We start from the raw sequence: 14915 nt of genomic DNA on the forward strand, positions 1-14915 counted from the left end.
TGGTCATGATGAGCAAGCAACTCGCCGCACAGGCTCCTGTAGAACCCATCGTTTTGGGGAAAATGGGGTCTTCTTACGGTATCCGTGGTTGGCTCAGAGTGTTTTCTTCCACTGAAGACGCCGAAAGCATTTTTGACTATCAGCCCTGGTTTATCCAGAAGGCGGGTCAGTGGCAGCAAGTACAGCTGGAAAGCTGGAAGCACCACAATCAGGATCTGATCATCAAGCTGAAAGGCGTTGACGATCGTGATTCGGCGAATCTACTGACTAATTGCGAAATTGTCGTGGATTCCTCGCAGTTGCCAGCGCTGGAAGATGGTTCCTATTACTGGAAAGACCTTATGGGCTGCCAGGTAGTGACCACTGAAGGCTACGATCTCGGTAAAGTCGTCGATATGATGGAAACCGGTTCGAATGACGTCATCGTCATCAAGGCAAACCTGAAAGATGCGTTTGGTATCAAGGAACGTCTTGTACCGTTCCTCGATGGGCAGGTTATCAAGAAAGTCGATCTCGCTACTCGTACTATCGAAGTAGATTGGGATCCTGGTTTTTAAACCACCGGATAAACGGTAAAAGTCGGCGTTATGGGGATTGGCTTGTGTTTATAGGTATCGTTAGCCTGTTTCCAGAAATGTTCCGCGCAATTACCGATTACGGGGTAACTGGCCGGGCAGTAAAAAATGGCCTGCTGAACATCCAGAGCTGGAGTCCTCGTGACTTTACTCATGACCGGCACCGTACCGTGGACGATCGTCCATACGGCGGCGGACCGGGGATGTTAATGATGGTGCAACCTTTACGGGACGCCATTCATGCAGCAAAAGCTGCGGCTGGTGAAGGCGCAAAGGTGATTTATCTGTCACCTCAGGGACGCAAGCTTGATCAAGCGGGCGTTAGCGAACTGGCCACGAATCAAAAGCTGATTCTGGTATGTGGTCGCTATGAAGGAATAGATGAGCGCGTGATTCAAACCGAAATTGACGAAGAATGGTCAATCGGCGATTACGTACTCAGCGGTGGTGAGTTACCGGCAATGACGCTGATCGACTCCGTTTCCCGGTTTATTCCGGGAGTTCTGGGTCATGAGGCTTCGGCAATCGAAGATTCGTTTGCTGATGGGTTGCTGGATTGCCCGCACTATACCCGACCTGAAGTGTTAGAGCAGATGGAAGTACCGGCGGTGTTACTGTCGGGGAACCACGCTGAGATACGTCGCTGGCGTTTGAAGCAGTCGTTGGGCCGGACCTGGCTTAGAAGACCTGAACTTCTGGAAAACCTGGCTCTGACTGAAGAGCAAGCAAGGTTGCTGGCGGAGTTCAAAAAGGAACACGCACACCAGCAACATAAACATGATGGGCAGGCGTAAGCCCCCAATATCAGTTTACCCAGGATAAGAGATTAAATTATGAGCAACATTATTAAGCAACTTGAACAAGAACAGATGAAGCAGGACGTACCTTCCTTCCGTCCGGGTGATACCGTGGAAGTGAAAGTATGGGTTGTTGAAGGTTCCAAAAAACGTCTGCAGGCATTCGAGGGCGTGGTTATCGCTATTCGTAACCGCGGTCTGCACTCTGCATTCACTGTTCGTAAAATTTCCAACGGCGAAGGCGTTGAGCGTGTCTTCCAGACTCACTCTCCGGTAGTTGACAGCATTGCTGTTAAACGTCGTGGTGCTGTTCGTAAAGCTAAACTGTACTACCTGCGTGAGCGCACTGGTAAGTCTGCTCGTATCAAAGAGCGTCTTAACTAAGATTCGCGCAAGCGACATCCTGTTAGAAAAGGGCTGGCCGAAAGGCTGGCCCTTTTTTTATCCCGACATTTACTCTTTTGTTCTTTATGGCAATGGAATGACTGCGCGGTGCGCAGTCAGTTGGGGAGTGATTATGGTGTCGCGATCACGACCGCAACGCGGCGGTTTTCAGCACGACCTTTTGAGGTCTGGTTACTGGCGATCGGGTATTTCTTCCCGAGGCCCTGGGTTGTCAGGTTGGTGCGGGGGATGTTGGCGCCCTTTGCCCAGGCATCGGCAACCACATTCGCGCGTTTGAGCGACAGCGCTTCGTTGTAGCTGTCTTCGCCGTAGTTATCGGTATGACCATCCAGGCGCGCATGGTTAAGCCCGGTAGCAGCCAGTTTGGATGCCATTTCCTGGATCTGCTTTTCGCTTTCAGGACGGAGCTTATAGTCGTTTTTGTCAAACAGAATGTTGTCAGACAGGCCAAGAGACCAGTCTCCGGAAGCTTCGGTAAATCCGTACGATTTCATGGCTGCAATTTGCTCTGGGGTAAATTTTCCCTGAGGTGCCTGACAGCCCGCCAAAATCAGTAAAAGCAGAAGAAGCGGCGACAATAGACGTTTTAGCATGTGTGTAATTCCTTATTTTTTAATAATGCGTTCAGCACGCAAATTTTTGGCCTGATACATATTTTGATCGGCAAGTTCTTGTAATTTCTCGGCAGAGGCGTGTTCCCACGTCAGCGCAAAACCAATGCTGAGTGTCATGCTTGCCAGATGACCATTATGCAGGTCAAAAGGTCGGTTAAACTCTTGTGACAGTGCCGCGCAGATCCGCTGAACTTCGTATTCAGAGTGAACGCTGTACAGCACCATAGCGAACTCATCGCCGCCAAGCCTGTATGGGTGATGTCGAGTTCCACCAAACTCGGACAGCCTTTTTGCCACTTCAATCAGGACCCGATCCCCCGCTGCGTGGCCCCAGGTATCATTTATAAATTTAAAATTATCACCATCAAGAAATAACAATGCGGAACTGCTGTGCGCGGCATCGTCATTCATCAGGGCGTTGATACTGCTGCGAAATGCGGCGCGATTCGCCAGGCCCGTCAAAGGATCGTGTAGAGCGGTACGCAAAAGCTGGGCGTTTTTTGCCTGCAGTCGCAGCTGCCACTCTTCCATCTCGTCCAGCAGACTATTAAAGTCCTGGGCAAAAAGATGAAACTCTTCAATGCGCTCTTCTGAAACGCGTCGTGAAAAATTACGGTTGGTACGAACATCATGTACCACCTCGGTGATATTTTGCAGAGCTTCCACGACGCCATTATGTAAATAGCGAGTGAGCATTAATGCAATGCCAGACGCTAACAGAATGCACCCGGTAAGAACGGCCAGTGACAAATAAATGAAATGACTGATAACGCTATCGCGCGCAGTCAATCGTACTTCGCCGATGACGTTGCCATTATGCAAGATCGGCTGAGTAACCGGTTGTGGGAACAGCCAGTGGCTGATCATACCGCTGATTTTTTCGGTCGTATCCTGCGCGTTATAGCGCCAGGTGGCGATTACCTTCTGGTTTTTATTACGTACTTCTGCAACGGAAAATTGCCCCTGTTGGCCCAGCGCCGCCAGCGTTTCAGTTGCCGCGACACCATCAGAAAAGACGAGCGCTGCTTCAAGCGTGCGGGTCATGGTTGCTGCGGTCAGATCCAGGTTCTTTTGCGCATACTGCCTCAGTGCCAGCACGGAAGATATGCTGAGCAGCAGCCAGATCAGCGTCATGGTTACCAGAACGCTGATTATGCTGATACGCCGCAATGTCCGCTTAAACGTCGGGCGTGTTATGGGAGAATGGTCCTTATCCATGCTTATTATTCCGTGCAAGCATCAATACGTCTGGACTGACCCTTACGCCGCTGCGTGAAAGGGAATCCATATTTACGGAAAATCTCACATCTTCATCTTTAATTATGAGGCAAAAAGCGCTGCCAATAATGCATTCGGGATTCTGTTCAGCAATTAATAGCAATGCCTTAGACGGATATTTATTCTTTAATTCCACCTGATAAGTAGGGGATTCTTTTCCAAAATAAAAACCGTCACACTGCGAAACTAATATTTCTTGTTCCGTACGAATGATGACGGGAAGATAGGGTAATGCACCAGCACTGGTATCTTTCAGAACACTGGAAAAACGCGATGAAGAGAAAATACACAGTTTGGGGGGCCCGGACAGTGCGGGCCAACGTGTATAACTGACGATGCCGGAAACCATAGCGCGTACAGATTTCGCTTCTTCCGTAACGCTTTGGGCGTACAGCGGTAATCCGGTCAGGAGCAGTGCCAGTAGAAGTATGAGTCGGTAAGAATAGCTCATGAATAGTTACCTACCAGCGTTTGCCGTAAAACGTCGAAATACATTCAAGATTGTTTAGGACAAAATAACATTATTTTCCTAAGCCGTCATTATGCCAGGGATAAAGCAACAGATGATTTAAGTAAAATCTTAGTGATTAATAAAATATAACCTATTGTTTAGTTTAATCTTATTGAGGCAGCACCTTCGGTTGCCCCTTTTTGCCAGGCGCTGTGTAACTGGTCAACATTTTCGACCGTATCACAACTTGCGGGAAAGGTTTTCCCGGTCAAACCCCTGGTATAAACAAAATCCTGCTGGCAGGTTTTACGTTGTCCCTCGGCGTAACCCTTAAGATATTTCGTACGATCGACTTCAGGGTCATTGTAGTTGTCGGCAAGAGTTTCATTATCTTTAACGGCATACCCCGAAATGGCATCTTGTATCCCGGCATCGTACCAGTCGGTACCCGTCCAGGTTGGGGCGTGGGTATAGGGATCTATCTGGCATCCGCTAATAAATAATAGAAATAAGGTGCTGATTAATTGCTTCATTGCCTGTACTCCTTCGTTTTTGTAAGCATAGCGGATCTGAATATTGGTTGATGTAAATTTAAGTGTACATTTATGGTGGCTGATTTTGGCTTCAAATTGCATGTTGTAAATTAAAATTTACGGATTGTGGATTGAAATCTTTACCCATTATGTTATCGTTATCTCCTCCTCGCTGAGGATCAACTATCGCAAACGAGCTAAACAGGATCACCATCATGCAAAAAGACGCGCTGAACAACGTACATATTACCGACGAACAGGTTCTGATGACTCCGGAGCAGCTGAAAGCTGAATTCCCGTTGAGCCAGGCGCAAGAAGCGCAAATCTCCCAGTCGCGTAAAACCATTTCAGATATTATCTCCGGTCGCGATCCGCGTCTGTTGGTGGTATGTGGCCCGTGCTCCATTCACGATCCTGAAATGGCTATTGAGTACGCTCGTCGATTTAAAGCCCTTGCCGCAGAGGTCAGCGATAGCCTCTACCTGGTGATGCGCGTCTATTTTGAAAAACCCCGTACCACCGTCGGCTGGAAAGGGTTAATTAACGATCCTCATATGGATGGCTCTTTTGATGTTGAAGCAGGCCTGAAAATTGCGCGTCAGCTGCTGCTTGAACTGGTGAATATGGGACTACCGCTGGCAACTGAAGCGCTTGATCCAAATAGCCCGCAATACCTGGGCGATCTGTTTAGCTGGTCCGCAATCGGTGCCCGAACCACGGAATCGCAGACTCACCGTGAAATGGCTTCCGGTCTTTCGATGCCGGTTGGCTTTAAGAACGGTACCGACGGTAGCCTGGCGACCGCTATTAACGCCATGCGCGCGGCGGCACAGTCACACCGCTTTGTTGGTATTAACCAGGCCGGGCAGGTTGCGCTGCTGCAAACTCAGGGAAATCCAGACGGTCACGTGATCCTGCGCGGGGGTAAAGCGCCAAACTACAGCCCGGCAGATGTCGCCCAGTGCGAAAAAGAGATGGAGCAGGCGGGACTACGACCTTCTCTGATGGTAGATTGCAGTCATGGTAATTCCAATAAAGATTACCGCCGTCAGCCTGCCGTGGCTGAATCCGTGATTGCACAAATCAAAGATGGCAATCGCTCGATCATTGGGTTGATGATTGAAAGTAATATTCACGAAGGCAACCAGTCCTCTGAACAGCCGCGCAGCGAAATGAAATACGGCGTGTCCGTAACCGATGCCTGCATTAGCTGGGAAATGACGGATGCGCTACTGCGTGAAATTAGCCAGGATTTAAACGGCCAGCTGTCGGCGCGTGTAGCATAAGAGGTTGGTTATGGTTGCTGAATTGACCGCATTACGCGATCAAATTGATGAAGTCGACAAGGCGCTGCTGGATTTACTGGCACGCCGCCTGGAGCTGGTTGCCGAAGTCGGTGAAGTAAAAAGCCGCTTTGGACTGCCAATCTACGTGCCGGAACGGGAAGCCTCTATGCTGGCCTCCCGCCGGGCGGAAGCGGAAGCACTTGGCGTGCCGCCGGACCTGATTGAAGATGTGCTGCGCCGTGTTATGCGCGAATCTTATTCCAGTGAGAACGATAAAGGGTTTAAAACGCTCTGTCCTTCTCTGCGACCGGTGGTGATTGTCGGCGGCGGCGGTCAGATGGGGCGTCTGTTTGAAAAAATGCTCACCCTGTCAGGTTATCAGGTACGGATCCTGGAACAGCAGGACTGGGATCGCGCGCCGGAGATCGTCTCTGATGCCGGCATGGTGATCGTCAGTGTGCCGATCCACGTCACCGAGCAGGTGATCGCCAAATTACCGCGTCTGCCGTCCGACTGTATTCTGGTGGATCTGGCTTCGGTGAAAAACGGTCCTTTGCAGGCGATGCTGGCGGCGCACGACGGCCCGGTGGTGGGATTACACCCAATGTTTGGTCCGGATAGCGGCAGTCTGGCCAAGCAGGTCGTTGTCTGGTGTGACGGACGCCAGCCGGAAGCTTATCAGTGGTTTCTGGAACAGATTCAGGTGTGGGGCGCGCGTCTGCATCGGATCAGCGCCGTTGAACATGACCAGAATATGGCGTTTATTCAGGCATTGCGTCACTTTGCGACCTTTGCTTATGGTCTGCATTTAGCGGAAGAGAATGTTCAGCTTGAGCAGTTGCTGGCGCTATCTTCTCCGATTTACCGCCTTGAGCTGGCGATGGTCGGACGTTTGTTTGCCCAGGATCCGCAGCTCTATGCCGATATCATTATGTCGTCTGAGAGCAACCTTGCGCTGATCAAACGCTACTACCAACGTTTTGGCGAGGCGATCGGTTTACTGGAGCAGGGCGATAAGCAAGCGTTTATCGACAGCTTCCGTAAGGTGGAGCACTGGTTCGGCGATTATGCCAAACGCTTCCAGAGTGAAAGCCGTACTTTGTTGCGCCAGGCGAATGACAGCCGTCCTTAAGTAAGATGTCGGATGGCGGCTTCGCCTTTTCTGGCCTACAAAAGTCGCATGAATTGTAGGCCGGATAAGCGTAGCGCCATCCGGAAAATTAAGATTGTCAGCTCGGATCCACCGGCACCACGTTCTCGCTCGGATAGCAGCCCAGTACTTTCATCGAACGCGTAATCTCACCCAACTCCTTCAACGCTTTTTGCATCTGCGGGGATTCCAGGTTGGCCTGGATATCAAGATAAAACATCTCTTCCCACGGATTGCCGTGAATTGGGCGTGACTCCAGTTTAGTCATAATCAGATTATGGTTACGCAGTACCAGCAGCGCTTCAACCAGCGCACCGGCTTGTTGTCCTGTCGCCATCAGCAGCGTTGTTTTCGCCGGAACCTGGTCGGAAACATTGATTGCTTTGCGCGCCAGTACCACGAAGCGGGTGATGTTTTGCGTCTGGTTAGCTTCAATGTGTTCAAGCACCTGCAAACCATACAGTACGCCTCCGGCTTCGCTCCCCAGCGCCGCCACGCGGGGTGAGTTAGCCTGCGCAACTTTTTCCATCGCCGCAGAGGTGCTTTCGGTGTACTCAATCTTCCAGTGTGGGTAACGACCCAGGAACTTGCTGCACTGCTGGAACGGCTGCGGATGGCTATATACCGTTTCAATGGTCTCGAGATCCGTCGTGCCAGACACCAGGACACAGTGGTCTATCGTAATGGTCATTTCGCCAACGATAGACAGGCTGGTGTGCTGTAGCAGGTCGTAAACGTCGTTAATCCCACCGGAACTGGTGTTTTCAATCGGAACCACTGCGTAGTCAGCTTGTCCGGTTTCAACCTGATTAAAGATATCGGCAAATTTCGCGCAGCCGCTTTCAATAAATTGCTCAAAATGACGGGCAGCATACTGACGTGCGGCGAGATGGGAATATGACCCTTTTGGTCCGAGGAAAGCTACGCGCGCCGAGTGCGGGTTAATTTTGTTCAGATGCTGCTGCAGCAGTGCCTGTTGAGTCAGGATGGAGTCTTCGATGATGAGCTGGAACAGGCGAGTAATGTAGTGAGCATCGAGATGATGTGCTTTGCCAAGCTGAATGAGTCGGTCCAACAGGTCACGTTCACGGTCGATATCACGAACCGGACGATGAGAAAGCAGTTTAGCTTTGCCAACTTCTACGGCCAGTCCACGTCGCTCAGCCAGCAGGGCCAGTAATTTTTCATCCAGCGTGCTGATCTTATCGCGCAGCGCCAGCAATGGGTTTTCCGATGTCATAGTGTTGCCTTTCTTGTTATCAATAAAAAAGGCCCCCCGTTTTGGGAGGCCTTATTGTTCGTCTTCGCATTCTTTATCACACGACGAAACGCCTCCCATTCAGGGGAAGGTAAAAAAGAATGCGAAGAAGAACGGGATAAGTTTCATGTAATTTTCCTTTGGCTACGTCAGTAAAGTACCCGTACTGTTTTCACCCTGTCAACAAAAAACGCGCCCGAAGGCGCGTTGGCGATATACTCAATGTAAGGGACTACTCTTCTTCTGCTTCGACGAAGTTGGCGTCTTTGACTGAAGTTGTGGCACGACGGGCTTCGCCTTTGTGCTGCACTTTATTGAGCTGCCGTTCCAGCTTGTTGATCAAATCGTTAATTGCGGTGTACATATCCTCGTGTTTTGCGCTGGCGACCAGATGTCCGTTCGGTGTATTGATGGTGGCATCAGCAATGAAACCCTGTGGCTCCTTAGACAGAATGATATGTGGATTAATCAGATGAGTTTGCCATTTTTCTAGTTTGGCGAGACGGTCTGCGACATGCTGGCGAATTGCCGGAGTAATTTCCATTTGTTTACTGGTAATGTTCATTGTCATAAATTTTACCTCTTGTCTTTCCCGTCTTGGTGATTCCAGCATACCGTTCCTAATGTCAAAATGTGTGATCTAAATCACATTATTTTGTCGCTTTTTGTCAAGAAAACCTTTTTGTGAGGCATCGCAGGAACAAGCGATTTTTTACTTGAGGAATACCTGAAAGCAGGCCATATTTGATGAGATGCGTCGAAGCTAAACCGCTTCAGTGATGACGTTAATGGATAAAAAAACGGCAGCCGTTGGGCTGCCGTTTTGCATTCTGAGGTAAATCAGGTGTTGCTGCTGTTGGCGGCAATAATTTTTGCTACTTTTTCTGCCTGCGCATTCATCTGCATCTGGCGATAAGCGTTTTCCATCAACGGCAGAGCATTACGTGTTGCCTGAGTATCAGGGAAGTCACGCAGCATGCCTTCCACACGGTTTACCACGGCAACCCATGCACCGCGGGCAGTGTAATATTCCGCAACGGAATATTCATACTTCGCCAGACGATCTTTCAGGAACACCAGACGTTTAGTGGCGTCAGTGGTGTACTGGCTGTTCGGATAGCCACGTACCAGCTTGGAAAAGTCATTAAACGCAGCTCGGGCATGTTGCGGATCGCGATCGCTGCGATCAACACCAAAGAATCCTTGCAGTGCGCTATCATCCAACGCCATATTGGTCAGGCCACGCATATACATGACATAATCAATGTTAGGGTGTGTCGGGTTAAGACGGATAAAACGATCGATGGCAGCCTGAGCAAGTGGCAGATCGGCGTTTTTGTAGTAGGCGTAGATGAGATCTAATTGCACCTGCTGAGAATACGGTCCAAATGGATAACGGTTATCCAACGCTTCCAATTGCGTTATTGCCTGTTTCCAGTTACCGTCCTGCAGCTTTTGCTGAGCAGTCGCGTAGATTTCATTTGGCGGATTATCGGGCACCTCTTCCTTTGAACCAGAGCAACCCGCCAAAAACAGGCTCAACGTGGCTGCTGCCACCAGATATTTCATGCGCGTCATGACGTTTTGACTTTCCTCAAAATGTTTTACGGGAGATTCTCTGTTCCTGCTCCCGGTTAAGACCAGCTACAATAGCACACTATATTAAACGGCAAAGCCGTAAAACCCAACGTTAAACGAAGAAGCAGTTTATGGCACAACGAGTAGAACTCACCGCAACAGTCTCCGAAAATCAGCTCGGTCAACGCTTAGATCAGGCTTTGGCCGAATTGTTCCCTGATTATTCGCGATCGCGCATAAAAGAATGGATCCTCGACCAGCGCGTACTGGTAAATGGCAATCTTTGCGATAAACCGAAAGAAAAAGTGTTGGGCGGAGAGCGCGTCTCCATCAATGCAGAAATTGATGAAGAGGTTCGTTTTGAGCCTCAGGATATCCCACTGGATATCGTTTATGAAGATGACGATATTCTTGTCATCAACAAACCCCGTGACCTCGTAGTGCATCCGGGCGCCGGGAATCCTGATGGTACGGTATTGAATGCGTTGCTGCATTACTATCCGCCAATCGCGGATGTTCCTCGTGCGGGTATCGTACATCGTCTGGATAAAGACACGACCGGATTAATGGTGGTGGCAAAGACCGTTCCGGCGCAAACACGTCTGGTGGAGTCGCTGCAGTTGCGTGAAATCACTCGTGAGTACGAAGCCGTGGCGATTGGTCACATGACGGCAGGCGGAACCGTTGAGGAACCGATTAGCCGTCACCCGACCAAACGTACGCACATGGCGGTGCATCCAATGGGTAAACCGGCGGTGACGCACTATCGCATTATGGAACACTTCCGTGTGCACACGCGTCTGCGGTTGCGTCTGGAAACCGGACGTACGCACCAGATCCGCGTGCATATGGCGCATATCACCCATCCGCTGGTGGGCGATCAGGTCTACGGCGGCCGTCCGCGTCCACCGAAAGGCGCTTCAGACGAATTTATCTCCGTGCTGCGTAAATTTGACCGCCAGGCGCTGCACGCGACTATGCTGCGCCTGTATCACCCAATTTCCGGTATCGAAATGGAATGGCACGCGCCTATACCACAAGATATGGTGCAATTGATTGCAGTGATGCGCGCTGATTTCGAAGAACATAAGGATGATATTGCCTGGCTATGAGTAAGCTAATTGTCCCGCAGTGGCCGATACCGCAAGGTGTTGCGGCGTGTAGTTCTACCCGTATTGGCGGTGTCAGTATGCCGCCTTACGATTCGCTGAATCTGGGCGCCCATTGCGGCGATAACCCGGAGCATGTTGAAGAGAACCGCAAACGACTGTTTGCTGCGGGCAATCTGCCGTCAAAGCCTGTCTGGCTGGAGCAGGTCCACGGTAAGGATGTCCTGAAACTGACCGGCGGGCCTTACGCCTCCAAACGTGCTGATGCTTCATACAGCAACACGCCGGGCACCGTCTGTGCGGTGATGACGGCCGATTGTCTGCCGGTGCTGTTTTGTAATCGCGCGGGAACGGAAGTCGCGGCGGCACATGCGGGTTGGCGCGGATTATGCGCCGGCGTACTGGAAGAGACGGTAGCGTGTTTTGCCGATAAACCTGAAAACATTATTGCCTGGTTAGGCCCGGCGATTGGCCCGAACGCGTTTGAAGTGGGGCCAGAAGTTCGCGCAGCGTTCATGGCGAAAGATCCGCAAGCGGACCTTGCATTTGTACCGCATGGCGACAAATACCTGGCGAATATTTATCAGCTTGCGCGCCAGCGGCTGGCAAATGTCGGCGTAGAGAACGTCCACGGCGGCGACCGCTGCACCTTCAGCGAAAGTGAGACGTTCTTCTCTTATCGTCGCGACAATACCACGGGTCGTATGGCAAGTTTTATTTGGCTGATATAACCTAAAGAATCAAGACGATCCGGTACGCGTAATTTTCTTTTCACATAATTCAGGTCATTCACCTTGAATAATTGAGGGATGACCTCATTTAATCTCCAGTAGCAATTTTGGCCTGTTATGGGAGGAGTTATGCGTCTGGATCGTCTTACTAATAAATTCCAGCTTGCTCTTGCCGATGCCCAGTCACTCGCATTGGGGCACGACAATCAATTCATCGAACCACTTCATCTAATGAGCGCCTTGCTGAATCAGGAAGGGGGATCGGTACGTCCTTTATTAACGTCTGCCGGCATTAATGCTGGCCAGTTACGTACAGCCATAGACCAGGCGTTGAGCCGGTTGCCGCAGGTAGAAGGTACCGGCGGTGACGTTCAGCCTTCTCAGGATCTGGTGCGTGTACTGAATCTTTGCGACAAGCTGGCGCAAAAACGTGGGGACAACTTTATTTCGTCAGAACTGTTCGTTCTGGCGGCGCTTGAGTCACGCGGTACGCTGACCGACTTATTAAAATCAGCAGGTGCTTCGACCGCCAATATCACTCAGGCAATTGAACAAATGCGTGGAGGTGAAAGCGTGAATGATCAGGGGGCTGAAGACCAACGTCAGGCCTTGAAAAAATATACCGTCGATCTGACCGAACGTGCCGAACAGGGCAAACTCGATCCGGTAATCGGGCGTGATGAAGAAATTCGCCGCACCATTCAGGTGCTGCAACGTCGTACTAAAAATAACCCGGTGTTAATCGGGGAACCCGGTGTCGGTAAAACCGCTATCGTGGAAGGTCTGGCCCAACGTATCATCAATGGTGAAGTGCCGGAAGGCTTAAAAGGCCGCCGCGTGCTGGCGTTGGATATGGGCGCGCTGGTGGCTGGGGCTAAATATCGTGGTGAGTTTGAAGAACGCTTAAAAGGTGTGCTGAACGATCTCTCGAAACAGGAAGGCAATGTCATTCTGTTTATTGATGAGCTGCATACCATGGTAGGTGCAGGTAAAGCCGATGGCGCCATGGATGCCGGGAACATGCTGAAACCGGCGCTGGCGCGTGGGGAACTGCACTGCGTAGGCGCAACAACGCTTGATGAATATCGCCAGTACATCGAAAAAGATGCGGCGCTGGAACGTCGTTTCCAGAAAGTGTTTGTGGCTGAGCCAAGCGTTGAAGATACCATCGCGATTCTGCGCGGCCTGAAAGAGCGTTATGAGCTGCACCACCATGTGCAGATTACTGACCCGGCGATTGTTGCGGCAGCAACGCTGTCTCACCGCTACATTGCCGATCGTCAGTTGCCGGATAAAGCTATCGACCTTATTGATGAGGCGGCATCCAGCATTCGTATGCAGATTGACTCCAAGCCGGAGGAACTCGACAGGCTCGACCGCCGTATTATCCAGCTCAAACTGGAACAGCAGGCATTAATGAAAGAGTCTGATGAGGCGAGTAAAAAACGTCTCGATATGCTCAACGAAGAGCTGGACGACAAAGAGCGCCAGTATTCTGAGTTGGAAGAAGAGTGGAAAGCTGAAAAAGCATCCCTCTCGGGAACGCAAACTATCAAGGCTGAGCTGGAGCAGGCAAAAATTGCCATCGAACAGGCGCGTCGCGTCGGCGACCTGGCGCGGATGTCTGAATTGCAGTACGGCAAAATTCCTGAACTGGAAAAACAGCTGGAAGCAGCCACCCAGTCTGAAGGCAAAACCATGCGTCTGCTGCGTAACAAAGTCACGGACGCAGAAATTGCGGAAGTGCTGGCGCGCTGGACCGGGATCCCGGTTGCTCGCATGCTGGAAGGCGAACGGGAAAAACTGTTGCGTATGGAGCAGGAGCTGCACAGCCGCGTGATTGGCCAGAATGAAGCGGTGGAAGCCGTTTCTAACGCCATCCGTCGTAGCCGCGCGGGCTTGTCCGATCCGAATCGTCCGATTGGCTCATTCCTGTTCCTTGGCCCAACCGGTGTCGGTAAAACTGAGCTGTGCAAAGCGCTGGCAAACTTTATGTTCGACAGTGATGATGCAATGGTGCGTATCGATATGTCCGAGTTTATGGAGAAACACTCGGTGTCTCGTCTGGTTGGCGCGCCTCCGGGATATGTCGGTTATGAAGAGGGGGGGTACCTGACGGAAGCGGTACGTCGTCGTCCTTACTCTGTCATCCTGCTGGATGAAGTGGAGAAAGCGCACCCGGATGTATTCAACATTCTGTTGCAGGTGCTTGATGATGGTCGTCTGACTGACGGGCAGGGGAGAACGGTTGATTTCCGTAATACGGTTGTCATCATGACCTCGAACCTGGGGTCGGATCTGATTCAGGAACGCTTTGGTGAGCTGGATTACGGCCACATGAAGGATATGGTGCTGGGCGTCGTGAGCCATAACTTCCGCCCGGAATTCATCAACCGTATAGATGAGGTTGTTGTATTCCATCCGTTGGGTGAGCAGCACATTGCTTCTATTGCTCAGATCCAACTGCAGCGTCTGTACAAACGTCTGGAAGAGCGTGGCTATGAAATCCATATCTCTGACGAGGCGCTTAAGCTACTGAGTGCGAATGGTTACGATCCGGTGTATGGCGCACGTCCATTAAAACGCGCTATCCAACAACAGATCGAAAACCCTCTGGCGCAGCAAATCCTGTCTGGTGAGCTGATTCCAGGCAAAACGATTCGGCTGGAAGTGAATGACGATCGTATTGTGGCAGTGCAGTAAGTCACAAAACGACAATAAACGAGCCCTACGGGGCTCGTTTGTGTTTAAAAACCAGGCGAAAATTGAACTATTGGTTGAAAAGTAATCGCTTGATAAGTTTTTTGTATTTTTAACTTGTCAGCCTGAAATAACTCCCTATAATGCGCCTCCACTGACACGGAACAACGGATTACAAGCCGCCGGGTCAGCGGGGAAAGGCGATAATAATCGCTTGACTCTGTAGCGGGATGGCGTATTATGCACACCCCGCGCCGCTGAGAAAAAGCGAAGCGGCACTGCTCTTTAACAATTTATCAGACAATCTGTGTGGGCACTCGAAGATACGGATTCTTAACGTCGCAAGACGAAAAATGAATACCAAGTCTCTTGAGTGAACATACGTAATTCATTACGAAGTTTAATTCACGAGCATCAAACTTAAATTGAAGAGTTTGATCATGGCTCAGA

Annotated in this window: 16 protein-coding genes and 1 other annotated feature; of the genes, 8 read left to right on the plus strand and 8 right to left on the minus strand. The window is 50.6% G+C overall.

Annotation, left to right across the window (positions count from 1 at the left end):
* Positions 1-8: 8 nt before the first annotated feature.
* From rimM to rplS, 3 genes are read left to right on the plus strand one after another with little or no spacing between them, the layout of a single operon-like run.
* The gene (gene rimM, locus OGV94_RS12400; RefSeq protein ID WP_003031230.1) at positions 9-557 is read left to right on the plus strand and encodes a ribosome maturation factor RimM; all 549 of its coding nucleotides are present in this window, start codon (positions 9-11) and stop codon (positions 555-557) included.
* A gap of 44 nt (positions 558-601) precedes the next feature.
* The gene (trmD, locus tag OGV94_RS12405) at positions 602-1369 is read left to right on the plus strand and encodes a tRNA (guanosine(37)-N1)-methyltransferase TrmD (RefSeq protein WP_181231179.1); all 768 of its coding nucleotides are present in this window, start codon (positions 602-604) and stop codon (positions 1367-1369) included.
* Positions 1370-1408: 39 nt separating this feature from the next.
* Positions 1409-1756 carry a 50S ribosomal protein L19 gene (rplS, locus tag OGV94_RS12410; RefSeq protein WP_002914145.1) on the plus strand — a complete coding sequence of 116 codons (348 nt, stop codon included), beginning with the start codon at positions 1409-1411 and terminating at the stop codon, positions 1754-1756.
* 131 nt (positions 1757-1887) lie between these two features.
* Here rplS and OGV94_RS12415 read toward each other — a convergent pair whose 3' ends face one another.
* The 4 genes from OGV94_RS12415 to OGV94_RS12430 form a co-directional block, all read right to left on the minus strand.
* Positions 1888-2370 carry an OmpA family protein gene (locus OGV94_RS12415; protein WP_043017238.1) on the minus strand — a complete coding sequence of 161 codons (483 nt, stop codon included), beginning with the start codon at positions 2368-2370 and terminating at the stop codon, positions 1888-1890.
* 12 nt (positions 2371-2382) lie between these two features.
* Positions 2383-3609 carry a diguanylate cyclase DgcN/YfiN gene (dgcN, locus tag OGV94_RS12420; RefSeq protein WP_043017237.1) on the minus strand — a complete coding sequence of 409 codons (1227 nt, stop codon included), beginning with the start codon at positions 3607-3609 and terminating at the stop codon, positions 2383-2385.
* Positions 3602-4120, minus strand: coding sequence for a regulatory sequestration protein YfiR (gene yfiR / locus OGV94_RS12425; protein WP_043017236.1), 519 nt, complete (start codon positions 4118-4120; stop codon positions 3602-3604). Before yfiR ends, dgcN begins: the two co-directional genes overlap by 8 nt.
* 158 nt (positions 4121-4278) lie before the next feature.
* On the minus strand, positions 4279-4653 hold the full coding sequence (locus tag OGV94_RS12430; RefSeq protein ID WP_199995243.1) for a DUF2799 domain-containing protein: 375 nt from the start codon (positions 4651-4653) through the stop codon (positions 4279-4281).
* Between the two features lie 215 nt (positions 4654-4868).
* Here OGV94_RS12430 and aroF point away from each other — a divergent pair, with 215 nt between their 5' ends.
* Together aroF and tyrA are read left to right on the plus strand one after the other, a co-directional pair.
* Positions 4869-5939 (plus strand): 3-deoxy-7-phosphoheptulonate synthase AroF, encoded by a 1071-nt coding sequence (gene aroF, locus OGV94_RS12435; protein WP_016154067.1) that lies wholly within the window; start codon positions 4869-4871, stop codon positions 5937-5939.
* 10 nt (positions 5940-5949) lie between these two features.
* The gene (gene tyrA, locus OGV94_RS12440) at positions 5950-7071 is read left to right on the plus strand and encodes a bifunctional chorismate mutase/prephenate dehydrogenase (RefSeq protein ID WP_003826456.1); all 1122 of its coding nucleotides are present in this window, start codon (positions 5950-5952) and stop codon (positions 7069-7071) included.
* 97 nt (positions 7072-7168) lie between these two features.
* On the opposite strand, the gene pheA is transcribed toward tyrA, so the two are convergent.
* From pheA to bamD, 4 genes are all read right to left on the minus strand, one after another.
* Positions 7169-8329: a bifunctional chorismate mutase/prephenate dehydratase gene (gene pheA, locus OGV94_RS12445; RefSeq protein ID WP_286523477.1), complete on the minus strand. Its 1161-nt coding sequence runs from the start codon at positions 8327-8329 to the stop codon at positions 7169-7171.
* Positions 8330-8351: 22 nt separating this feature from the next.
* Positions 8352-8477 (minus strand) — a sequence feature (Phe leader region).
* Entirely contained in the window at positions 8429-8476 is a 48-nt protein-coding gene (pheL, locus tag OGV94_RS12450) for a pheA operon leader peptide PheL (RefSeq protein WP_101706155.1), read from the minus strand. Its footprint overlaps the feature before it by 48 nt.
* Positions 8478-8579: 102 nt before the next feature.
* A complete protein-coding gene (raiA, locus tag OGV94_RS12455) occupies positions 8580-8918 on the minus strand; it encodes a ribosome-associated translation inhibitor RaiA (RefSeq protein ID WP_003031244.1) in 339 nt (112 codons plus the stop codon).
* A gap of 269 nt (positions 8919-9187) precedes the next feature.
* A complete protein-coding gene (bamD, locus tag OGV94_RS12460) occupies positions 9188-9925 on the minus strand; it encodes an outer membrane protein assembly factor BamD (RefSeq protein WP_043017234.1) in 738 nt (245 codons plus the stop codon).
* Between the two features lie 131 nt (positions 9926-10056).
* On the opposite strand from bamD, the gene rluD reads away from it, so the two are divergent.
* The 3 genes from rluD to clpB all read left to right on the plus strand — a co-directional run bounded on the left by rluD (position 10057) and on the right by clpB (position 14468).
* Positions 10057-11037 carry a 23S rRNA pseudouridine(1911/1915/1917) synthase RluD gene (gene rluD, locus OGV94_RS12465; protein WP_043017233.1) on the plus strand — a complete coding sequence of 327 codons (981 nt, stop codon included), beginning with the start codon at positions 10057-10059 and terminating at the stop codon, positions 11035-11037.
* Positions 11034-11765, plus strand: a complete 732-nt coding sequence (yfiH, locus tag OGV94_RS12470) for a purine nucleoside phosphorylase YfiH (protein WP_080626219.1) — start codon at positions 11034-11036, stop codon at positions 11763-11765. Before rluD ends, yfiH begins: the two co-directional genes overlap by 4 nt.
* 129 nt (positions 11766-11894) lie before the next feature.
* Positions 11895-14468 (plus strand): ATP-dependent chaperone ClpB, encoded by a 2574-nt coding sequence (gene clpB, locus OGV94_RS12475; RefSeq protein WP_043017231.1) that lies wholly within the window; start codon positions 11895-11897, stop codon positions 14466-14468.
* The last annotated feature ends 447 nt before the right edge of the window (positions 14469-14915 follow it).

The organism is Citrobacter sp. Ce006, assembly GCF_030336535.1.
GTDB classification, from domain to species: domain Bacteria; phylum Pseudomonadota; class Gammaproteobacteria; order Enterobacterales; family Enterobacteriaceae; genus Citrobacter; species Citrobacter europaeus.